The organism is Halomonas stenophila (assembly GCF_014192275.1).
Classification (GTDB): domain Bacteria; phylum Pseudomonadota; class Gammaproteobacteria; order Pseudomonadales; family Halomonadaceae; genus Halomonas; species Halomonas stenophila.
Window position 1 is genome coordinate 1 of the sequence record NZ_JACHXR010000008.1, and the last position, 21,902, is coordinate 21,902.

General features: G+C 64.6%; 20 protein-coding genes. 5 read left to right on the forward strand and 15 right to left on the reverse strand.

Annotation, left to right across the window (positions count from 1 at the left end):
* Window positions 1–264 precede the first annotated feature (264 nt).
* Together pssA and ilvC are read right to left on the reverse strand one after the other, a co-directional pair.
* The gene (gene pssA, locus FHR97_RS13450) at window positions 265–1,092 is read right to left on the reverse strand and encodes a CDP-diacylglycerol--serine O-phosphatidyltransferase (protein ID WP_183384334.1); all 828 of its coding nucleotides are present in this window, start codon (window positions 1,090–1,092) and stop codon (window positions 265–267) included.
* Between the two features lie 137 nt (window positions 1,093–1,229).
* Window positions 1,230–2,246: a ketol-acid reductoisomerase gene (gene ilvC / locus FHR97_RS13455; protein WP_183384335.1), complete on the reverse strand. Its 1,017-nt coding sequence runs from the start codon at window positions 2,244–2,246 to the stop codon at window positions 1,230–1,232.
* 190 nt (window positions 2,247–2,436) lie between these two features.
* Between ilvC and ilvY the strand changes: the two genes are divergently transcribed.
* Complete coding sequence (gene ilvY / locus FHR97_RS13460; protein ID WP_183384336.1) at window positions 2,437–3,327, forward strand: HTH-type transcriptional activator IlvY; 891 nt, start codon at window positions 2,437–2,439, stop codon at window positions 3,325–3,327.
* Between the two features lie 59 nt (window positions 3,328–3,386).
* Here the strand turns inward: ilvY and ilvN are convergent, their stop codons facing one another.
* Both ilvN and FHR97_RS13470 read right to left on the reverse strand, forming a co-directional pair.
* Window positions 3,387–3,878: an acetolactate synthase small subunit gene (gene ilvN / locus FHR97_RS13465; RefSeq protein WP_126485044.1), complete on the reverse strand. Its 492-nt coding sequence runs from the start codon at window positions 3,876–3,878 to the stop codon at window positions 3,387–3,389.
* Window positions 3,878–5,602 carry an acetolactate synthase 3 large subunit gene (locus FHR97_RS13470; protein ID WP_183384337.1) on the reverse strand — a complete coding sequence of 575 codons (1,725 nt, stop codon included), beginning with the start codon at window positions 5,600–5,602 and terminating at the stop codon, window positions 3,878–3,880. The genes ilvN and FHR97_RS13470 overlap by 1 nt, the downstream gene beginning before the upstream one ends.
* A 440-nt stretch (window positions 5,603–6,042) precedes the next feature.
* On the opposite strand from FHR97_RS13470, the gene FHR97_RS13475 reads away from it, so the two are divergent.
* The gene (locus FHR97_RS13475; RefSeq protein WP_281380489.1) at window positions 6,043–7,578 is read left to right on the forward strand and encodes a sugar porter family MFS transporter; all 1,536 of its coding nucleotides are present in this window, start codon (window positions 6,043–6,045) and stop codon (window positions 7,576–7,578) included.
* A 109-nt stretch (window positions 7,579–7,687) separates the two neighbouring features.
* Here FHR97_RS13475 and clpB read toward each other — a convergent pair whose 3' ends face one another.
* The 3 genes from clpB to rluD form a co-directional block, all read right to left on the reverse strand.
* Window positions 7,688–10,270: an ATP-dependent chaperone ClpB gene (clpB, locus tag FHR97_RS13480; RefSeq protein WP_183384339.1), complete on the reverse strand. Its 2,583-nt coding sequence runs from the start codon at window positions 10,268–10,270 to the stop codon at window positions 7,688–7,690.
* A gap of 156 nt (window positions 10,271–10,426) precedes the next feature.
* Entirely contained in the window at window positions 10,427–11,182 is a 756-nt protein-coding gene (pgeF, locus tag FHR97_RS13485; protein WP_183384340.1) for a peptidoglycan editing factor PgeF, read from the reverse strand.
* Complete coding sequence (gene rluD / locus FHR97_RS13490; RefSeq protein ID WP_183384341.1) at window positions 11,179–12,138, reverse strand: 23S rRNA pseudouridine(1911/1915/1917) synthase RluD; 960 nt, start codon at window positions 12,136–12,138, stop codon at window positions 11,179–11,181. The genes pgeF and rluD overlap by 4 nt, the downstream gene beginning before the upstream one ends.
* 160 nt (window positions 12,139–12,298) lie before the next feature.
* On the opposite strand from rluD, the gene FHR97_RS13495 reads away from it, so the two are divergent.
* The gene (locus FHR97_RS13495; RefSeq protein ID WP_183384342.1) at window positions 12,299–13,108 is read left to right on the forward strand and encodes an outer membrane protein assembly factor BamD; all 810 of its coding nucleotides are present in this window, start codon (window positions 12,299–12,301) and stop codon (window positions 13,106–13,108) included.
* Between the two features lie 97 nt (window positions 13,109–13,205).
* Here the strand turns inward: FHR97_RS13495 and FHR97_RS13500 are convergent, their stop codons facing one another.
* Complete coding sequence (locus FHR97_RS13500) at window positions 13,206–14,837, reverse strand: NAD+ synthase (RefSeq protein WP_183384343.1); 1,632 nt, start codon at window positions 14,835–14,837, stop codon at window positions 13,206–13,208.
* Window positions 14,838–14,937: 100 nt separating this feature from the next.
* On the opposite strand from FHR97_RS13500, the gene FHR97_RS13505 reads away from it, so the two are divergent.
* Window positions 14,938–15,195 carry a PP0621 family protein gene (locus tag FHR97_RS13505; RefSeq protein WP_183384344.1) on the forward strand — a complete coding sequence of 86 codons (258 nt, stop codon included), beginning with the start codon at window positions 14,938–14,940 and terminating at the stop codon, window positions 15,193–15,195.
* Window positions 15,196–15,217: 22 nt separating this feature from the next.
* On the opposite strand, the gene thiO is transcribed toward FHR97_RS13505, so the two are convergent.
* Window positions 15,218–16,315, reverse strand: a complete 1,098-nt coding sequence (thiO, locus tag FHR97_RS13510) for a glycine oxidase ThiO (RefSeq protein WP_183384345.1) — start codon at window positions 16,313–16,315, stop codon at window positions 15,218–15,220.
* A 92-nt stretch (window positions 16,316–16,407) separates the two neighbouring features.
* Between thiO and FHR97_RS13515 the strand changes: the two genes are divergently transcribed.
* The gene (locus tag FHR97_RS13515) at window positions 16,408–16,971 is read left to right on the forward strand and encodes a GspH/FimT family pseudopilin (protein WP_183384346.1); all 564 of its coding nucleotides are present in this window, start codon (window positions 16,408–16,410) and stop codon (window positions 16,969–16,971) included.
* Between the two features lie 41 nt (window positions 16,972–17,012).
* On the opposite strand, the gene FHR97_RS13520 is transcribed toward FHR97_RS13515, so the two are convergent.
* From FHR97_RS13520 to ispH, 6 genes are all read right to left on the reverse strand, one after another.
* The gene (locus tag FHR97_RS13520; protein ID WP_183384347.1) at window positions 17,013–18,785 is read right to left on the reverse strand and encodes a PilX N-terminal domain-containing pilus assembly protein; all 1,773 of its coding nucleotides are present in this window, start codon (window positions 18,783–18,785) and stop codon (window positions 17,013–17,015) included.
* Window positions 18,786–18,812: 27 nt separating this feature from the next.
* Window positions 18,813–19,388 (reverse strand): PilW family protein, encoded by a 576-nt coding sequence (locus tag FHR97_RS13525; protein ID WP_183384348.1) that lies wholly within the window; start codon window positions 19,386–19,388, stop codon window positions 18,813–18,815.
* A gap of 3 nt (window positions 19,389–19,391) precedes the next feature.
* Window positions 19,392–19,745, reverse strand: a complete 354-nt coding sequence (locus FHR97_RS13530) for a type IV pilus modification PilV family protein (RefSeq protein WP_425486091.1) — start codon at window positions 19,743–19,745, stop codon at window positions 19,392–19,394.
* Window positions 19,746–19,815: 70 nt separating this feature from the next.
* A complete protein-coding gene (locus FHR97_RS13535) occupies window positions 19,816–20,334 on the reverse strand; it encodes a GspH/FimT family pseudopilin (RefSeq protein ID WP_183384349.1) in 519 nt (172 codons plus the stop codon).
* On the reverse strand, window positions 20,321–20,773 hold the full coding sequence (locus FHR97_RS20530; RefSeq protein WP_183384481.1) for a type IV pilin protein: 453 nt from the start codon (window positions 20,771–20,773) through the stop codon (window positions 20,321–20,323). The genes FHR97_RS13535 and FHR97_RS20530 overlap by 14 nt, the downstream gene beginning before the upstream one ends.
* A gap of 168 nt (window positions 20,774–20,941) precedes the next feature.
* Window positions 20,942–21,895, reverse strand: coding sequence for a 4-hydroxy-3-methylbut-2-enyl diphosphate reductase (gene ispH, locus FHR97_RS13545; RefSeq protein ID WP_183384350.1), 954 nt, complete (start codon window positions 21,893–21,895; stop codon window positions 20,942–20,944).
* Between the last annotated feature and the right edge of the window lie 7 nt (window positions 21,896–21,902).

Below are 21,902 nucleotides of genomic sequence, written 5' to 3' on the forward strand. Positions count from 1 at the left end.
AGCCTTTTCAAAAACTCTCGAAGAAACAAGCACTTCTGCCACTCATCACCGCCTGCAACGTTGCCCGTCGCCGGCAGCGGATGCGTACTTTACGGCTTATCCGGGGCCCACGCAAGCCCTTTGTAAAGAAAATCTTCCCACCCTCGGCCCCGGCTATCCACACCCTCCGGGGCAGGCGACCCGTCGTGGATAACCGGGCGCCTCGGCCAGAAACGCGAACGCCCGCCAGGGGCGGGCGTCGCGAAGCGCAGCGGAAATGTTTGCTCAGGGCGTCTTGCGCAACTTGCGCAACACTGCCAGTACCGGCCCGGAAACCACGTAGGTACCGAACAACAGCAGCAGCATGACCGAAGGCTCGATGGAGATGACCACGAAGCCGAGCACGATGGCCAGCAGCATGACGAAGGGCACCGGTCCCTTGAGGTCGACATCCTTGAAGCTGTAATAGCGGATATTGCTGACCATCAGGATGCCGGCGGCCCCCACCACGAACAGCATCAGCAGCTTGAAGCCGAATGCCTCGGCATCGAAGCTGTGGAAGGTCCAGACGCTAGCGGCCACCACCGCCGCCGCCGAGGGACTCGGCAGGCCGATGAACCACTTCTTGTCGACGCTACCGAGTTGGACATTGAAGCGCGCCAGGCGCAGGGCGGCACAGGCCACATAGAGAAAGGCCACCACCCAGCCGGTCTTGCCGACATCCTGGAGGATCCAGGTGAAGGCCACGAGCCCTGGCGCCACGCCGAAGGACAGCATGTCGGATAGACTGTCGTACTCGGCGCCGAAGGCGCTCTGGGTGTTGGTCAGGCGCGCCACGCGACCGTCCAGGCCATCGAGCACCATGGCGATGAAGATGGCGACGGCCGCGGCGGTGAAGTCACCGTTGATGGCGGCCACCACGGCGAAAAAGCCCGAGAACAGCGCTGAAGTGGTCAGGAGATTGGGCAGCAGATAGATCCCCTTGCGGCGCACCTTCTTGCCGTCTTCCACGGCCTCCTCGACCACCTCCGATTCGCGGACGAACGTCGTGGCCAGGTCGTCGTCTTTTGCCTCGTGCGTCTCGTTCTCGCTGTTGCGGGGGTCCTGGCTCATCGGTCACATCCGTTGCGGCTTGGGGGTGCCCCCCATTCTACACACTCGGCCGGCGATGGCTCACCGGCCATCGCGATGACCAAACGCAACGAGGGCGCGGAAAGCGCGCCCTCGTCGATACTACTGGCGTGAATCGATCAGTTCTTGGACTTGTCGACCAGCTGGTTGGCGGCGATCCAGGGCATCATGGCGCGGAGCTTCTCGCCGACCTGCTCGATGGGGTGCTCGGCATTGAGTCGGCGACGCGCGGTCATCGATGGGTAGTTGCTGTTGCCCTCGTTGATGAACATCTTGGCGTACTCGCCGGTCTGGATGCGCTTGAGCGCGTTGCGCATGGCCTCGCGGGACTGGTCGTTGATGACCTCGCCGCCGGTCACGTACTCGCCATACTCCGCATTGTTGGAGATGGAGTAGTTCATGTTGGCGATGCCACCCTCGTACATCAGGTCGACGATCAGCTTGAGCTCGTGCAGGCACTCGAAGTAGGCCATTTCGGGCTCGTAACCGGCCTCGGTCAGGGTCTCGAAGCCGGCCTTGACCAGTTCGACGGCGCCGCCGCACAGTACCGCCTGCTCGCCGAACAGGTCGGTTTCGGTCTCGTCCTTGAAGGTGGTCTCGATGATGCCGCTGCGACCACCGCCGATGGCGGCGGCGTAGGACAGGGCCAGCTCCTTGGCGCCACCGGAGGCATCCTGGTGGATGGCGATCAGGTCCGGGATGCCGCCGCCACGGACGAACTCGGAACGCACGGTGTGGCCCGGCGCCTTGGGCGCGATCATGATCACGTCCAGATCGGCGCGCGGCTCGACCTGGTTGTAGTGGATGTTGAAGCCGTGGGCGAAGGCCAGGGTGGCGCCCTGCTTCAGGTTCGGCGCGATCTGCTGCTCGTAGATGGCCTTCTGGTTCTCGTCCGGGGCCAGCAGCATCAGCACGTCGGCTGCCTTGGCGGCCTCTTCCACGGAAGCGACCTTGAGGCCGGCGGCCTCGGCCTTGGCCGCGGAGGAGGAGCCCGGGCGCAGCGCGACGGTGACGTCGACGCCGGACTCCTTCAGGTTGTTGGCATGGGCGTGGCCCTGGGAACCATAGCCCACGATGGCCACTTGCTTGCCCTGGATGAGGGAGAGATCGCAGTCCTTGTCGTAGTAAACGCGCATGAGGGGTGCTCCTGTAGAGAAAAGGGAAGTTCGGTGTCAGCGTCGATGGCCACCCGCGCCGTCTGTCGCGGCGCTGGGCGTCTTGCCTCGGGTGTCTCACCCGACGATGTCTCGACTCTACGCCAGGCCCTGCATTGCGTAAAACGCTATATTTGCAACACAACATCCCGAGATGTGAAATAATCAGTCCATGGACATGCGCCCCCTCAAGCACTTCCTGACCCTGGCCGACACCCTGCACTTCGGCCGCGCCAGCGAAGCCTGCCACGTCAGCCCCTCGACCCTCTCCCGCTCGATCCGCCAGCTCGAGGAGAGCCTCGGCGTGCGGCTCTTCGAGCGCGACAACCGGCATGTGGTGCTGACCCGCCACGGGCAGAGCTTTCACGCCTATGCCCGGGATACCCTGGAACAGTGGGAGCAGATGCGACAGTCGCTGATGAGCGAGGCACTGACCCTCACCGGCGAGATCAGCATCTACTGCTCGGTCACCGCCAGCTACAGCTTCCTCTACGACCTGCTCAGCGAGTTCCGCACCCGCTACCCCGGCATCGAGCTCAAGCTGCACACCGGCGACCCCGCCCAGTCGATGTCCCGGGTGCTGGGCGGCGAGGAGGACATGGCGATCACCTCCCGTCCCCGCCAGTTGCCCGAGGCCCTGGCCTTCAAGTCGCTGACTCGCTCGCCGCTGGTGTTCATCGCCCCGCGGGATGGGGCGCCCTGGGTGCCGCCCGACCCGCGGAGTCCCAGCGCCGCCCAGTGGCGGGACGTGCCCATGGTGCTCTCCGAAGCGGGACTATCCCGGGAGGTCAGCGACACCTGGTTCAAGGCCCTCGGGGTGACGCCGCGCATCTATGCCCAGGTCGCCGGGCACGAGGCCATCGTCAGCATGGTGGGCCTGGGGTTCGGCGTCGGCGTGGTGCCGCGCATCGTGCTGGAGGCGAGCCCGCTCGTGGAGCGCGTGCGCATCCTGCCGGTCAAGCCCGAACTGCCCCACTACGACGTGGGGCTGTGCGTGCTCAACCGTCGCCTCAAGAGCCCGCTGATCAACGCGCTGTGGGACGAGGTCGAGGAACGCGGCTGAGCGGCCACGAAAAAGCCGCCCCGTAGGGCGGCTCGTGCTCGACTGGCCGGGGAGTCGATTCAGAGGGACAGCACCTTGTCCCCCCGGGCGATCCCCGACACCCCGGTCCGCGCCACTTCCAGGATGCCTACCGGCGCCATGGCCTGGAGGAAGGCATCGAGCTTCTCGGCGTCGCCGGTGATCTGCACGGTGTAGAGGCTCGGCGTCACGTCGACGACCTGCGCGCGGAAGATGTCCACCGTGCGCTTGACCTCGTCGCGGGCCGCCCCCAGGGCCTTGACCTTCACCAACATCAACTCGCGCTCGATATGGCTGCCCTCGGTCAGGTCCACCAGTTTGACCACGTCGATCAGCTTGTTGAGGTGCTTGGTGATCTGCTCGATCACCCGGTCGTCGCCCACGGTGGTCACGGTCAGCCGCGACAGGGTCTCGTCCTCGGTGGGCGCCACGTTGAGGGTTTCGATGTTGAAGTTGCGCTGGGAAAACAGCCCCACCACGCGTGACAGAGCGCCCGGTTCGTTTTCCATCAGAATCGAGATGATATGGCGCATCAGGTCCGCTCCGTCTTGGAAAGCAGCATGTCACGCATGGAGCCCAGGGGCACCTGCATCGGATAGACGTGCTCGTGCGGGTCCACGGCCACGTCGAGGAACACCAGCTCGTCCTTGTCGGCAAAGGTGCGTTCCAGTGCCGGCTCGAGCTCCTCCATCGTCTGCACCTTCAGGGCGGTGAAGCCATACGACTCGATGAGTTTCTGGAAGTCGGGCAGCGACTCCATGTAGGAATGTGCATGCCGGGACTTGTAATTGAGGTCCTGCCACTGGCGCACCATGCCAAGCGAGGCGTTGTTCAGGTTGACGATCTTCACGCCGCCGCCGAACTGCTTACAGGTCGACAGCTCCTGCATCATCATCTGGAAACTGCCCTCGCCGGTCACGCAGACCACCTGCTCGTCCGGGAAGTTCTGCTTGATGCCCATGGCCGCCGGGAAGCCGAAGCCCATGGTGCCAAGGCCGCCGGAGGTGATGAAGCGGTTGGGCTTGTCGAACTTGTAGTACTGGGCCGCGAACATCTGGTGCTGGCCCACGTCGGTGGTCACGTAGGCCTCGCCGCGGGTCTGCCGGCAGATCGCCTCGATGACCTCCTGGGGCTTGATCGTCTCGCCGGGCTTCGATGGCTCGTAGAGCTTGCCGCGGCGCTCCTCGCGCCAGCCCTCGATGGTCCGCCACCACTCCTCTAGCGCATCGGGATTGGCGATCTCCTTGCCCTGCAGCAGGCTGATCATCTCGTTGATCACGCTCTGGGCCGGGCCGACGATGGGCACGTCGGCGCGTACGGTCTTGGAGACCGAGCTGGGATCGATGTCCACGTGGACGATCTTGGCCGTGGGGCAGAACTTGGAGGTGTTGTTGGTCACCCGGTCGTCGAAGCGCGCGCCGATGGCGATGATCAGGTCGGCATGGTGCATCGCCATGTTCGACTCGTAGGAGCCGTGCATGCCGAGCCAGCCGAGACACTGCTGGTCGCTCTGCGGATAGGCGCCGATCCCCATCAGGGTGGTGGTGATCGGGTAGCCCAGGCGCTTGACCAGGTCGGTCAGCCCCTCGCAGGCCCGTCCGGTCACCACGCCGCCGCCGGTATAGAACACCGGACGCCGGGCCTTGAGCATCAGCTCCACGGCCTTCTTGATCTGGCCGGTATGGCCGCGGGCGACCGGGTTGTAGGAGCGCAGCTTGACCTTCTTCGGATAGACGTACTCGTAGCGCTCGGTGGGCGCGGTCATGTCCTTGGGAATGTCCACCACCACCGGGCCCGGCCGCCCGGTCGAGGCCAGGTAGTAGGCCTTCTTGAGGACCTCCGGGATCTCGGTCGGGTGCCGGATCGAGAAGCTGTGCTTCACGATGGGGCGGGTCACGCCGATGATGTCGGTTTCCTGGAAGGCGTCGTCGCCGATCAGGTGGCTCATCACCTGACCACACAGCACCACCATGGGAATCGAGTCCATGTAGGCGGTGGCGATGCCGGTGACGGCATTGGTGGCGCCGGGACCGGAGGTCACCAGGACCGTGCCGGGCTTGCCGGAGGCCCGGGCATAGCCGTCGGCGGCATGGGTGGCGGCCTGTTCGTGGCGCACCAGGATGTGCTTGACCTTGTCCTGACGGAACAGGGCGTCATAGATATGCAGCGCCGCCCCGCCTGGATAGCCATAGATGTATTCGACGCCCTCGTCCTGAAGGAAGCGGGCGATCATGTCCGCGCCGGAAAGCAATTCCACAGATGTTTCTCCCCTGGAGGTCTCGAGTGCGATCCGCATCCCCTCTCGGGACACGGGGTCGAGTGCGGCGGTATGCCGCTGCCGGTCACGCCGGCACCTGATGCCAAACCCTGGCGTATTAGGGCCCTGGTAGGGCCAGCACTCTCATCACGGCGGATCACCGCGTCGGGGCGTTGGCCAGGCCGGGCGGTTGGCCCGGACCCGGAAGTCCTACGGCGGGTAGAGGCCCACGGCCTACCCTTCGCGCGGGAGTGGGGGGTTGCCCGCTAGTGTCCGCGCCCGTCAGTCAGGAACCGTCAAGATTCCAATAGCCCCCGAAGAGTGTCAACCACCCCCCACCTCGAGACGCCGATTTGCCGGGGGACATGGCCGTCCGATCCCGCTGACCACGACCAAAGTCTACCATCCTCGACTCGCGGCTTGGACGCGATACTGCTTTAATGTCGCCAGGTGACACGATTCAGCTTACTGGTGATATCCCCTATGGGGCCGAACTCGCCGATCAAGCCCAAGCGGCGTTCTCTTTCGGCCACCAGGTGAATCGATTCACTTCCAACAACCAGACAACGCCTCACCAGAGGAGACGCACCATGTCACGCATCGTGCAATGGTCCATCACCGTGGCCCTGGCCGGCTTCCTGTTCGGCTTCGATACCGCGGTCATCTCGGGCGCCGACAAGCCCATCCAGACGCTGTGGGGACTGAGCGACCTGCAGCATGGCTTGCTGATCATGTCCATGGCCCTGTGGGGCACCGTGATCGGCGCGATCTTCGGCAACTGGCCGACGGACCGCCTCGGCCGGCGCGCCACCCTGCTGATGATCGGCGTGCTCTACCTGGTCTCCGCCGTCGGCTCGGCGCTGGTCACCGACCCCACGCTGTTCGCCCTCTTCCGCCTGGTCGGCGGCATCGGCGTGGGGATCTCCTCGGTGGCCGCCCCCACCTACATCTCCGAGATCGCGCCGCCCCGCTATCGCGGCCTCCTGGTCGCCATGTACCAGTTCAACATCGTCTTCGGCATCCTGATGGCGTTCGTGTCGAACTACCTCATCGGCAGCCTCATCCTCGACGAGACCGCCTGGCGCTGGATGCTCGGCATCGAGGCCGTGCCGGCGCTGCTCTACACCCTGATGATCACCCGGGTGCCCCGCAGCCCGCGCTGGCTGATCCTCAAGCGCAATGACGTCGCAGAGGCCAGCCGGGTGCTGCGCCTGATCAAGCCCGATGCCGACATCGACGCCGAGATCGCCACCATCCGCGCCGCCGAGGACGAGGAGCGCAATGCCCACGCGCCCTTCTTCTCGCGCCGCTACCGCCTGCCGATCCTGCTGGCCTTCCTGATCGCCTTCTTCAACCAGCTCTCCGGCATCAACTTCATCATCTACTACGCGCCACGAGTGCTCGAGGCCGCCGAGCTCGGCAGCCAGGTGGCGCTGCTCTCCACCGCCGGCATCGGACTGGTCAACCTGGTGTTCACCATGCTCGGCATGGCGCTGATCGATCGTCTGGGCCGCCGCACCCTGCTGTACATCGGCTCGGCCGGCTACCTGGTGTCGCTGGTGCTGATCTCGCGGGCCTTCTTCCAGAGCGAGCTCGGCGGGCTCGAGGTGCCGCTGCTGCTGGGGCTGTTCATCGCCGCCCACGCGATCAGCCAGGGGGCGGTGATCTGGGTGTTCATCGCCGAGGTGTTCCCCAACCACGTGCGCGCCCGCGGCCAGTCCTTCGGCAGCTCGATCCACTGGATCTGCGCCGCGCTGATCACCCTGGTGATGCCCTGGGTGCTGGGGACCTTCAGCGGCGGCCCGGTGTTCGCCTTCTTCGCGGTGATGATGCTGCTGCAGCTGGTCTTCGTGATGTTCCTGATGCCCGAGACCAAGGGCGTCTCCCTCGAGGACCTGCAGCATCACCTGGTCGGCGACAACGTCAGCCTGCGCCGGGTCCACCTGTCGCGGGCCCGGGTGCGCGCCCGGGGCTGACTGGCCGACACGAGAAGGCCCGCCGGGATGCACCCGGCGGGCCAGGGGCCAGCACCGGCCCGGTTCACGCTCGCCCGCGCCGCACACCTTCCGGCGCGGGCGAGCGGTTTCAGCTGCGGAAGACCAGGTGGTCCTCCTCGACCGCGACGCGGATGACGTCGCCGGGCGAGAAGCGGCCGGCCAGCAGGTCCTGGGCCAGCGGGTTCTCGAGCCGGCTCTGGATCGCCCGCTTGAGCGGACGGGCGCCGAACACCGGATCGAACCCCACCACGGCCAGCTGGGCCATGGCCTCGCTGGAGACCTCGAGCCCCAGGTCGTGCTCGGCCAGGCGCGCGCGCAGGCGGTCGAGCTGGATATCGGCGATGGCCTGGATCTGATCCTGCCCCAGGGCATGGAAGACCACCACCTCGTCGATGCGGTTGATCAACTCGGGGCGGAAGTGGCTGCCCACCACCTCCATCACCATGTCCTTCATCTGCCGATAGTCGCTGTCGTCGCCGCCCATGCGCTGGATGACGTCCGAGCCCATGTTGGAGGTCATCACGATGACGGTGTTGCGGAAGTCGACCGTACGCCCCTGGCCGTCGGTGAGGCGACCGTCCTCCAGCACCTGCAGCAGGATGTTGAAGACATCGTGGTGGGCCTTCTCCACCTCGTCGAGCAGCAGCACCGAGTAGGGCTTGCGGCGCACGGCCTCGGTCAGGTAGCCACCCTCCTCGTAGCCGACGTAGCCGGGGGGCGCACCGATCAACCGCGCCACCGAGTGCTTCTCCATGAACTCGGACATGTCGATGCGCACCATGGCCTCTTCGGTGTCGAACAGGAAATTGGCCAGCGACTTGCACAGCTCGGTCTTGCCCACCCCGGTCGGGCCGAGGAACAGGAAGGAGCCGTTGGGCCGGTTGGGGTCGGCCAGCCCGGCCCGGGAGCGGCGCACGGCGTTCGACACGGCGGTGACCGCCTCGTCCTGGCCGATCACCCGCTCGTGCAGGGCCTCCTCCATGCGCAGCAGCTTGTCACGCTCGCCCTCGAGCATCTTGGAGACCGGGATGCCGGTCCAGCGCGACACCACCTCGGCGATCTCCTCCTCGGTGACATTGGAGCGCAGCAGCTTGTGGCTGGCGGTATCGGCCTCGGCCTCGCTGCTCTCGGCGATCTTCTTCTCGAGCTCCGGGATCACCCCGTACTGCAGTTCGGACATGCGTCCCAGGTCGCCCTGGCGACGGGCCTGCTCGAGGTCGATGCGCGCCTTGTCGAGCTCGTCCTTGAACTGGGCCGCCCCCTGGATGCTGGCCTTCTCGGCCTTCCAGATCTCGTCGAGGTCGGCGTACTCCCGCTCGAGCTCACCGATCTGCTCCTCGAGGCTCTCCAGCCGCTTGCGGGAGGGCTCGTCGGTCTCCTTCTTGAGGTGCTCGCGCTCCATCTTCAGCTGGATCAGCCGGCGATCGAGGCGATCCATCTCCTCCGGCTTGGAGTCCAGCTCCATGCGGATCCGCGAGCAGGCCTCGTCGATCAGGTCGATGGCCTTGTCGGGCAGCTGGCGGTCGGTGATGTAGCGGGTCGACAGCTTGGCGGCGGCGATGATCGCCCCGTCGGTGATATCGACGCCGTGGTGCACCTCGTAGCGCTCCTTGAGGCCCCGCAGGATGGCCACGGTGTCCTCCTCGCTGGGCTCGTCGACCAGCACCTTCTGGAAGCGGCGCTCGAGGGCCGCGTCCTTCTCGATGTACTTGCGGTACTCGTCCAGGGTGGTGGCGCCCACGCAGTGCAGCTCACCGCGGGCCAGGGCCGGCTTGAGCATGTTGCCGGCGTCCATGGCGCCCTCGGCCTTGCCGGCGCCGACCATGGTGTGCAGCTCGTCGATGAACAGGATGACCCGACCCTCTTCCTGGGCCAGCTCCTTGAGCACCGCCTTGAGGCGCTCCTCGAACTCGCCGCGGAACTTGGCCCCGGCCAGCAGCGCGCCCATGTCGAGCGACAGCACCCGCTTGTCCTTGAGTCCTTCCGGCACCTCGCCGTCGACGATGCGCTGGGCCAGGCCCTCGACGATGGCGGTCTTGCCCACGCCGGGCTCGCCGATCAGCACCGGGTTGTTCTTGGTGCGCCGCTGCAGCACCTGGATGGTGCGGCGGATCTCGTCGTCGCGGCCGATCACGGGGTCGAGCTTGCCGCTGGACGCCCGCTCGGTGAGGTCCAGGGTGTACTTGTCCAGCGCCTCGCGCTGCTCCTCGGCGTTGGGGTCATCGACCTTCTCGCCGCCACGCACGCTGCTGATGGCGGTCTCCAGGGCCTGGCGCGTCAGGCCGGCCCGGCCGAGCAGCTTGCTCACCGCATGGCGCATCTCCAGGGCGGCGAGCAGCACCAGCTCGCTGGCGATGAACTGGTCGCCACGCTTCTGGGCCTCGCGGTCGGTGAGGTTGAACAGCTTGACGAGGTCGCGGGAGGGCTGCACCTCGCCGTCGAAGTCGGCCACCTGGGGCAGCTCGTCCAGGTGGCCTACCAGGGCGTCACGCAGCCTGGCCGCATCGCCGCCCGCCTTCTGCACCAGCGCCTTGACGCCGGTGTCGGTGGCATCCAGCAGCGCCAGCAGCAGGTGGCCGGGCTCGAGCTGGTTGTGCCCGTGTCCCACCGCCAGGGACTGGGCATCGGCCACGGCGTTCTGCAGCTTGGCGGTGAACTTGTCGAATCGCATTCGCTTTCCTCCGTCGGGGTAACGGCGCGGTTTGACGCGCCGCCTGGCCCGGTGTCATGGGTCTTGACATCTTCAATGGAGCCAGGATGGCCGGCTTTCAAGGTAGGGGCCATCGGAAAGCGAAGGGGATTGATGTGGGTCAAGGGGCGAAGGGCATCAGCGCAGCCAGATCATGCTGGCCATGCGGCCGGTGATGCCGTCGTCGCGGCGGTAGGAGTAGAAACGCGGCTCGCAGGCGGTGCAGAAGTGGCCGCCGCTGATATGGGCCAGGCCGAGTCGCTCGAGACGCAGGCGCGCCAGCTTGTAGAGGTCGGCCATGTAGTGACCGAGCCGGTAGGGACTGGGATCGAAGGCCTCCAGGGCCTCGGGGTGCACCGCCACGAAGGCCTGGCGCACCTCCGGGCCCACCTCGAACTGGGCATTGGAGATGGCCGGCCCCAGCCAGGCCATCTGGGCCTCGGCCGGGACGCCCATGGCCGCCACCGTGGCCTCGAGCACCCCGCCGGCCAGGCCGCGCCAGCCGGCATGGGCCAGCCCGACGCGCTGGCCGGCGCGGTCGCAGAAGAACACCGGCAGGCAGTCGGCGGTCAGCACCACGCAGGCGTGGCCGTGGTCCAGGGCCACCGAGGCGTCGGCCTCGGGCGCCTCCCCGGAATAGACCTGCTGGACCCGGGCGCCATGCACCTGGTCGAGCCACAGCAGCGGGCGGTCGTCGCCGACCTCCTTGTGCAGCTGGCGACGGCACAGCGCCACATGGGCCGGGTTGTCCCCCACGTGCAGGGCCGGATTGAAGGCGGCGAAGTCGCCCTGGCTGGGGCCGGTCTCCCGGGTGGTGACGAAGGCCGCCACCGAGGGCGGCGCCGGCCAGTCCGGACGGATCAGCGTCGGGCGCAGGTCGAGGGCATCGCTCATCGCATCGTCTCGCAGTCGTCGCGCAGGAAGTCGAGCAGCATCAGCAGGTCGTCGGGCAGGGCCACACGAAACGTCAGGGTCTCGCCGCTGCCGGGATGCACGAAGGCCAGCTTGCGGGCGTGCAGCGCCTGGCGGGGAAACTCGCGCAGTACCTCCTTGAGGGGCTCCCCCGCCCCGGCGGGCAGCTTCAGGCGACCGCCGTAGACCGGGTCGCCGATCAGCGGATAGCGCAGGTGCGCCAGGTGCACGCGGATCTGGTGGGTGCGCCCGGTCTCCAGGCGGCAGCGCACATGGGTATGGGCGCGGAAGCGCTCGACCACCCGGTAGTGGGTCACCGCCGGCTTGCCGGAAGCGTTCACCGCCTGGCGCTTGCGGTCCCGGGGGTGGCGGCCGATGGGCGCATCCACGGTGCCGCCGGCGGTCATTACCCCGACCACCACGGCGTCATACTCCCGGGACACGCTGCGCGCCTGCAGCTGCTCCACCAGCGTGGTCTGGGCGGGCAGCGTCTTGGCCACCACCATCAGGCCGCTGGTGTCCTTGTCCAGGCGGTGGACGATGCCGGCCCGGGGGATCGCCGCCAGCTCGGGGCAGTGGTGCAGCAGGCCGTTGAGCAGCGTGCCGTCGGGGTTGCCGGCGGCCGGGTGCACCACCAGGCCAGGCGGCTTGTTGACCACCAGCACCTGGTCGTCCTCGAAGACCACCTCCAGGGGAATCGCCTCGGGCTCGAAGCGGGCGTCGTCCTCGATCTCGGCGGCGAGTGCCAGCGCCTCGCCCCCGTAGACCTTGTCCTTGGGCTTGGCGGGACTGCCGTCGACGGTCAGGGCACCGTCCTTGATCCATCCCTTGAGGCGCTCCCGGGAGAAGTCGGCGAAGAGTTCGGCGGCGGCCTGGTCGAGGCGCAGGCCTGCCATGCGCTCGGGAACGCGGTGCTGGGCTTCGAGGGTCTGGGACATGGGCTCGTCGATGGGTCCGTCTGGAGGGTGGCGACGCCCGTAGGCGACCTGTCATCACGGCCGGCGCGATGACTGCGTTTTACCGCAAGGTGCTTTATAGTGGGCGATTCCTGGCCGATTCTAGCACGGCCGCCCAGGGTTGTTTGACACGAGGATCACGATGCGCGTTATCACGACCGGGACTCGCCTGGCCGCCATGCTGCTGGCGACCACCCTGCTGGCCGGCTGCGCCAGCACCGGTGACGAGGAGGCCCCCGACCTGCAGGAGCGCCAGCTCTACGAGGAAGGCCGCGCCGCGCTGGAAAGCGGCCGCTATACCACCGCCATCAACCGGCTCGAGGCCATCGACACCCGCTTCCCCTTCGGCGATACCGCGGAGCAGGCCCAGCTGGAACTGATCTACGCCTACTACGAGACCGATGACTGGGAGAGCGCCCGGGCCGCGGCCAGCCGCTTCATCCGCCTGCATCCGGACCACCCCCAGGTCGACTATGCCTACTACATGCGCGGCCTGGCGGCCTGGCAGGCCGGTCGCTTCAGTCTCGAGGCCCTGCGCCTGATCGACATCTCCAAGCGCGACCTGGGCGCGAGCCGCGACGCCTACTCCGACTTCCGCGAGCTGGTCCAGCGCTTCCCCGACAGCCAGTATGCCGCGGATGCCCGCCAGCGCATCGTCTACCTGCGCAACCTGCTGGCCCGCCATGAGCTGCAGGTGGCCGACTTCTACCTGCGCAAGGGCGCCTACCTGGCCGCCGTCGAGCGCGGCCGCTGGGTCATCGAGAACTACCCGCAGGCCGACGGCACCCGGGACGCCCTGGCGGTGATGGTCGAGGGCTACCTGGGCCTGAACATGACCGACCGCGCCCGGGAGTCCCTGAAGGTACTGATCGAGAATGCGCCGGACCACGAGCGGCTGAACGGCCGCACCTTCGACCCCCGCTACGTGGACGCGCCGGCCCTCTCGGCCTGACCCGACCCGGCTGACGGCCCCCACCCAGATGTAACAACCGGCGCTGCCAGAAGCAGCGCCGGTTTTTCTTCGAGCTTTCGGCTTCAAGCTTTCCGCTTCATTCCCCCGGCTGCCAGCCGTTGACGATGGGGTAGCGGCGGTCACGCCCGAAGCCGCGCCGGGTGACCCGCACGCCCACCGGGGCCTGGCGGCGCTTGTACTCGCAGCGGTCGACCAGCCGCACCACCTGATAGACGTCGTCCCGGTCGAAGCCCGCGGCGATGATCGCCTCGGCGCTCATGTCGCCCTCGATGTAGCGCACCAGGATGGCGTCCAGGGTGTCGTAGTCGGGCAGCGAGTCGCTGTCCTGCTGGTCCGGCGCCAGCTCGGCGGACGGCGGCCGCTCGATGACCCGCTCGGGGATCGCCGGCGACTGGGTGTTGCGCCACCGGGCCAGGCGATAGACCCAGGTCTTGTAGACGTCCTTGATGGCGTTGTAGCCGCCCACCATGTCGCCATAGAGCGTGGCGTAGCCCACCGCCATCTCGCTCTTGTTGCCGGTGCTCAGCACCATCAGGCCCTTCTTGTTGGAGATCGCCATCAGCAGCACCCCGCGACACCGCGACTGCAGGTTCTCCTCGGTGGTATCGCGCTGGGTGCCGGCGAAGCTGTCGGCCAGGGTCTCCATGAAGGCCTCGACCATCGACTCGATGGGCAGTACCTCGTAGCCGACGCCGAGGAGCCTGGCCTGCTCGGCGGCATCCTGCCGGGAGATGTCGGCGGTGTAGTGATACGGCATCATCACCGCATGGACGCGTTGCGGTCCCAGGGCATCCACGGCGATGGCCAGCGACAGGGCCGAATCGATGCCCCCGGACAGCCCCAGCACCACGCCCTCGAAGCCGCTCTTGTTGACGTAGTCGCGAAGCCCGGTCACCAGCGCGCAATAGAGGTTCTCCTCCGGCGCCACCTCGGGGTCGGTCTCCCCGGCCTGGGGGGTCCAGTGGCCCCGCTCGCGGACGAACTGGATCGGCATCAGGCCCACCGCCCAGTGCGGCGCCTGCACCCGCAGCTCGCCCTCGGCGTCGACACAGGCCGACCCGCCGTCGAACACCAGCTCGTCCTGGCCACCGATCTGGTTGACGTAGACGATCGGCAGCGCCACCTCGGAGGCCCGCTGCGTGAGCAGCGCCAGGCGCTCGGCCGGCTTGTCCTGATGGAAGGGCGAGGCATTGAGGGTGACGAGGATCTCGGCCCCGGCCTCCCGCGCCTGGCGCACCGGGGCCTCCGCCCAGATGTCCTCGCAGATCAGGATGCCCAGCCTGGCTCCCTTGTGCTCGACCACCAGCGGCTCGCTGCCGACCGCGAAGTAGCGCTGCTCGTCGAAGACCTCGTAGTTGGGCAGGGCCTGCTTGGCATACTCGTCGAGCCACTCACCGTTGTAGAGCACCCCGGCGAGGTTCCAGTTGCGCCCCTCGCGCCGCCCCGGATAGCCGACGATCACCATGACGTCGCGCACCATCTTCTCGGCCATGCGAGCCCGGGCATGGCGCAGGCGGGTCTCCATGGAGGGGCGCAGCAGCAGGTCCTCCGGCGGATAGCCGGTGAGGAAGAGCTCCGGCAGCACCACCACGTCGGCACCATGCTCGATGCGCGCCTCGCGTACCGTCTCGATGGCTCGGTCGGTGTTGCCGGGGATATCCCCGACCAGCGGGTCCAGCTGAGCCATCACCAGCGTCAGGTCTTGCATGGGCGTAGAAATCTCTCGAGAATCCGTTGATACGTGCATTGTCCCGCAAGGGCGGTCGAGTGGCAAAGGCGGCCGACCCCACACAGGGAGTCACCTGAGGATGAACCTGTTGCTGATCCGCCTGATCATCTTCGCCGTGCTGTTCTTCGCCGGCCTCAAGCTGTATCGCATGTACCGCGAGTGGAAGCTCGACCGCGAGGAGGCCGCCCAAGGCAGCCCCCAGGGCAACCAGATGGTGCGCTGCGCCTGGTGCCAGGTGCACCTCCCGGAGGACGAGGCCCTGCGGGAGAAGGGCCAGTGGTTCTGCTCGCCCGACCACCGCAACAAGTACCTGGAAGAGCAGCATCACGGGGAGTGACCCCACCTTCCCCGCCGGCGCGTCAGGCCGGCAGCCGCCCCGCCAACCGGTAGGGCGCCGGATCGACGATCGGCTCGCGCCCCAGCAGCTCATCGACCAGCAGGCGTGTCGAGGCCGGCGCCAGCACCAGGCCATTGCGGTAGTGGCCGGCATTCACATGCAGGTTGTCGATGCCCGGTAGCGCACCGATGAAGGGCACCCCGTCCGGCGAGCCCGGGCGCAACCCCGCCCAGTGGTGCTCCACCTCGCACTCGGCCAGGGCCGGGACGATCCGGGTCGCCGAGTGCCAGAGGGATTTGCGGGCCTCACCGGACACGGACTTGTCGAACCCCGCCTCCTCCAGGGTCGAGCCGGCCAGCACCCGGCCGTCGGCCCGGGGGATCACGTAGCGCCCGTCCATCAGCACCACTCGGCTAACCAGCCCCGGAGGCGCCTTGAAGAGGATCATCTGCCCCTTCACCGGCCGCACCGGCAGCGCTACCCCCAGCGGCGCCAGCAGGCCGGCCGCCCAGGCGCCGCCGCAGACGATGACCTGCTCCCCGCCGACGATGCCCGCCGTGGTCTCCACCCCCGAGACGCGCCCCCCCGCGAGGCGCAGGCCCGTGACCTCGCTGCCTTCCCGCAACGACACGCGCCCCATCTCGACCAGGCGGCGGCGCAGCGCCCGGGTCAGCCGCGGGTTGCGGATGCTGCCGAGCGTCGGCATCCACAGCGCCTCGCGGCAGCCGGGCGCCGCCTCGGGCTCCTTGGCATAGAGGAAATCGGCGGAGACCCGCTCCAGGGGCTTGCCGACCTCGCGGGCCCAGTCCATGGCCCGCGCCTCGTCGTCGACCCGCAGGTAGAGCAAGCCCTTCTGGCGATACTCCGGATCGATGCCGGTTTCCTCCAGCAGGCGCAGGGCCAGCTCCGGATAGAAGCCCTCCGACCAGGTGGAGAGGCGCGAGATCGGCGCGCTGTAGCGCCAGGGATAGAGCGGCGAGACGATCCCGCCGCCGGCCCAGGAGGCCTCGCGGCCGCACTGGCCGCGCTCGAGAAGGGTCACCGAATGGCCGGCATCGGCCAGTTGCAGCGTCGTCATCATGCCGATGACGCCACCGCCCACAACGAGAAAATCACTCACGAGGCGTGTCCGCTATCGCTTACGGAGAGAGCGCGGCACCTGTCTAGCTTGAAGGGACACCCACGAAAACGGGTACTCGAGGGAGACGCGGCATGGGACAGGACACCACCGAAGGCCATCAGCTTACCGGCAGGCCACCGGGCCTGGCAAAGCCCGCCCAGCGGGGCTTCACACTGATCGAGTTGCTGGTGGCGCTCGCCGTGATGATCCTCATGGCCACCTGGGGCATCCCCAGCTTCCAGCAGTTCGCCGCCCGCAACGAGGTCGCCGCGGAGGTCATGCGCATCAAGACCGCCTTGGCGCTGGCGCGGAATACCGCCGTGATGCGACGCACCACTATCTCCGTCTGCGCCAGTGCTGGGCCGCCCTATGAGACCTGCACCTTCGATGACTGGGACCAGGACTGGGTCATCGTGGAGGGCGAGGCAACGGGAGGAAGCCTGGCGGGAAACAAGGTACTGCGTGTTTTGGCAGAATCGGACAGTGTCGATGTCAGTTTCAATAGAAGCGACCGCCCGGTGCGCTACTCCTCTCGTGGTTGGTCGCAGGGATTTAATGGAACATTCGCTGTTTGCTCCCTCAAAGAGGAAAGCGCAGCCATCATCATCAACAACATGGGAAGAGCAAGGAGCGAAGATACAAGTTCAAGCTGCTGACTGAACTTCACCACTCCCTTGCTTCAACCCGTGAGACTCAATCAGCCATCGATAACCACTTTTTCGCTCCACGTGGCCAGACCGTACTCATAACTTCCATCTAGCTGCGCCTGCCCAACCAGCCAAGCCAAAAGAGATTCTCCGTTAAAGTATTCGAAAGCCGTCAGCAGAGAGTCATAGCTGTAATTATAGTCTTGATTACCACCACCACTGACATCCAGACCAACGGGATCAAACGTCCTGTTAGCAACCAGGCCGCCCACTTCCTCACCTTCAATCATGTCCATGGTAGCAAGTTCGTTCGGCGAATCCGCGGCCCCAGGCTCAGTCGTCCACCCTCCATCCGATCCAACATAGACTTTTGAACCATCGGCAGTTTCAAAATGCAGAAACTCTCCTGTTGTGGAATCATACTGAGGATTCAGATCACCCCATGTGCCATCTGCAGCCTCATACTCATAATGCTTGCTATACGGAGCCGAGATGATAGCCCCGGTAAAAGGTTCGTTGCCACTGCCATCGATGGTATAGTCACCCATTACGATGATGAGGCCATCAAACTCAGGATTTCCTTTGAACTCGACATCCCCATCGACAATCAGCACACCGCTACCCGAAAAATTCCCACTTCCCACTTCAAATAGCGGCCTGCTGAGTCGCTGGCCATCCTCTTGCAGGTTGTCGGGGTCATACACAGGCGCGCCATAATCATCAGCATCCTCAACGACGAAACCATCCTGCCCATAATATTCATCTTCGGCCACCTTGTCGGTGACAAAATGGACACCAGCGCCAAAATCCTGGGCAACATTATTCGTCCACTTGGAGGCTTCATTGTCATCTGCAGTACTAGTGTCATCCTGCTGCCTAACGAGCGCGTTAATGAAGACATGAAACTGTTCCGGATTATACAGGATGGGCGTACCTAGTTCGGAAGCGATGCCGCCCTTGTAGTTGCACAAGTCATTGTTAGCAGTAGTGCAATTGTCATAGTTCCCTTCATACTCAGCGGGATCTCCTGTCACCACATCCTTGGCATGGTATACACCTTCAGTATCGGGCCCACAGTCATCATGGCCAGTACATCCCTGGCCAGTCTCTGGAACGAAGACCGCGAAGTCATTGATATTCTTGCTATCCCCGATAATATCCTGAACAATCTTTTCCGCCTCGGCCTTGCTGCTTACCGATATTGCCGGATTGAGATAGCCATCTACCTCTTCGCCAGAAACATCCGCCTGTGAGTTGATGCCATCATAATCGGCAATGACACCTGTCAGGTTGAATGGAGAGAGAGCTTCCCCCAACATCGCCCCCCAACCCATAGAGACCTGGCGTCGCGCGATCACTTCATCGGGAGTGCCATCACTATCCGCATCAGCGTCCCCTGAATGCACAACCCCATCTACGAGGATTGAAACCAGGTCGTCTGATGGAGAAGACACATTGACACGATAGCACGCATTGGAGAGAGATATATCGACTTCCACACAACTGCTGACAAAATCCTGACCCTCGGCCCAACCTTTCAAAGCCAGAAGAATTTTCTCCATATATTGATCGACCGTATCACCAGACTCAAGGGCATCCGGGACAATACTCGCCCCTTTTACCCGATGCCAAAAATCCGATGCCCCGTACTCTGCAGCCATCATCGCCAAATTACTGGCCCGTTGATTACCGGCCATGGCCTCCTCATTCCGAGCATTCTGGAAGCCTGTCACCCCCAGCAGCAGCGCCACAACTAGCAGCACCAGAGTCACTATCAAAGCCGCTCCGCTCTGCCTTTTTAAGTCGCCAAATCCCCTATTCATGATATACCCCCTATGAAATGTGAGGCATTAGTGGAGAATATTATTCCGCCTCGCCACCATGAAACTATATTTCCTCTTGCTAACAGGCTCTCCAGACATTATCGCGGGGAAGGTAACCTCCACTTTGACGAAAAGCCCCTCGGCCGCAGAAAGAGATGGATCCAAGGCAAACTGCATGCTTTCAATACCGTTTACCAAAGAACCTCCAGAGGAAGCAGAGCCGCAAACCACTTGAACCTGAAGATCTTGGTCAGCAAAGCTATATGTAACATCGTTTAGCTTGTTCGCTCCCGCACAATATGGATCATTCTCCCTTACCCCACTGCCATAGCTCATATGCAAAACACTCTGGTCAGCGCTATTATCTGTGATGTCTGATGACGTCCTGATATCAAGTGAAATCAGGTCTGTTATCGCACGCAAGGCCTCTTGCCGCTCCGCCAGCGCCTCCATCTGATTATAGCTCTGCTTGGACGTCAGGAAGAGCTGCCCGGCTCCGAGCACAATCAGCAGCCCGATTACCAGCGCAATCATCAGCTCCACCAGGGAAAACCCACTCTCCCTTTTTTTAAAGTCTTGCATTTTTTCAGCATGGAGTTTCATGGCTCACTTCTTCGGCAGCTTGATACGATATTCGAGAGTCGAGACATCTTCACCTTCGAAACGATCATCCACCCAGCCCACGGTGATACCATACTCACAGTAGGTGGAATCTTCGGTGATTGTCGTGACGTCCCTCAGCGACAGATGGGTACTCCAATCGGCTTTCCAATTGGCAGGGTCTGCATCGGGACACGCTTGTACGCTGTTCTCACCCAGCGTCACCCAGAGCCGCTCCACGGCATCCTGAGCCGCCATGGAGGCAATGGTCCGCTGGTGGGAGACATGGGAACTCTGTAATGCCTTGAGTTGCATGGCAGCCACTCCCAAAAGGCCAATCGATAGCACAAGCACAGCCACCAAAGCCTCAATCAAGGTGAACCCTCTAACTCCGGATATTCTCAACTAACCCTCCTTCCATCTGTATTATTTAGGGTCTCGTGATATTGCCGAGAGCATTGATATTAAGAGTTTCCGGGCTTCCTGTAAGGTTCTCGTGCTCGAGAGAAATCGAGCAGGGTGTGCCCAGCGGGCAGGAGGAGGACGCCCTCCCTAACTGGTTAAAGGTCACCTTACCGCTACCGCTTCCTGTCGTGACACTGACATTGACTGCGGAGTCATTTTCATTCATCACCTTCCAGCAGCCAGCATCAGTAGGGCAAGAAACAGCCGTGCTGCCATCCCCTTCCCAAACCTCGAGTTTCCACCCATCTCCATCGGCACCCGACGTCATTACCACGGTAACCGGTTTACGACTCTTGATCGCCTCGCTTCGCGCATAATGGATACCCGTCAACACCTGATTAAAGTCGGTGGTCAATTGATTACGAATCATCATGCCCTGAAAACTGGGCACCGCCATGGTCGCGAGTATCGCGACCATGGCTATAGCGACCAAAAGCTCGATCAGTGTAAACCCTGAATGGCGTTTTTTATCACCAGCATTCATCAATCGTGGTCCCATCATTTTGTTCGTTTCCACGCATGCCTTGATGATTCAGGGTAAAGTTGCTGCAGTCATCCCCTGCTTGCGCACCCTGTGGGGCTGCCTTCAACGTATAGGTGGAGGAAGTGAGGGTCGTGGCCGTGACCGAATAGAACCCCTCATCCGATGTGACAGGAAACGTCACACAGCCACTTGAGCTACCATCATCCGTATAGTCGCTCGACACCGTATAGCAACGCTCTAGCCGACTGGCGACACTCCCCAAGGCAGACATCGCGTCCGTGCGCCGGGCCTTCTGGACATACTGCGTATAGCTGGGATAGGCGATGGCGGCGAGGATCCCGATCACCGCCACCGTGATCATCAGCTCGATCAGCGTGAAGCCGGCCTGGTGCCGGGCATGGTCTTCAGGGCCATTCGGCCGATGTCGTCTGCGGGTCATGGTCACGCGGCGCATCTCCCCTGCGTACGTCACGATTTGTTTCAGTATGTATCAGGACTGTCGTTTCCGACAGCCGATAGTCACAAAAAAACCGGACAGGGTCCGGTTTGCTTGCTCCTACGAAAGCCTGAGGCGCCCGCTGAGCGCCAGGCTCACGGTTCTACAGGGCTAGTCGCTGGCGATCACTCGCTCGCGGAGTTCGCGCGGCATGGAGAAGGTAATGGTCTCCTCGCGGCCCGCGAGCTCCTCGGGCGCACTGGCGCCCAGGGCCTGGAGCCGCTCGATCACCCCCTTGACCAGCACCTCGGGGGCACTGGCGCCGGCGGTGACCCCCACTGCGTTCACGCCCTCCAGCCAGGCCGGATCGACCTGCTCGGCGCTATCCACCAGGTGGGCGGGCGTCCCGACGCGCTCGGACAGCTCGCGCAGGCGGTTGGAGTTGGAGCTGTTGGGGCTGCCCACCACCAGCACCAGGTCACAGCCGGCCGCCAGCTCGCGCACGGCGTCCTGGCGGTTCTGGGTCGCGTAGCAGATGTCGTCCTTGCGCGGCCCAGCGATCTCGGGGAAACGCTCGCGCAGGGCATCGATCACCCTGGCGGTGTCGTCCATGGAGAGCGTGGTCTGAGTCACGAAGGCCAGGCGGCTCGGGTCCTCGACCTCCAGGTTGGCCACGTCCCCCTCGTTCTCGACCAGGTAGATCCGCCCCCCGTGGGAGGTATCGTAGCGCCCCATGGTGCCCTCCACCTCCGGATGGCCCTCGTGGCCGATGAGGATGCACTCCTGGCCGCGCCGCGCGTAGCGCAGCACCTCCATATGGACCTTGGTGACCAGCGGGCAGGTGGCGTCGAAGACCTTCAGGCCACGCCGCTCGGCCTCCTCCTGAACGGCCCGGGAGACGCCGTGGGCCGAGAAGATCACGATGACGTCATCCGGCACCTCGTGCAGTTCCTCGACGAAGACCGCGCCCCGCTCGCGCAGGCTGTCGACCACGAAGCGGTTGTGCACCACCTCGTGGCGCACGTAGATGGGCGGATCGAAGACGTCCAGCGCGCTGTTGACGATATCGATGGCGCGATCGACGCCGGCGCAGAAGCCGCGGGGATTGGCCAGCTTGATTTGCATGATTTGC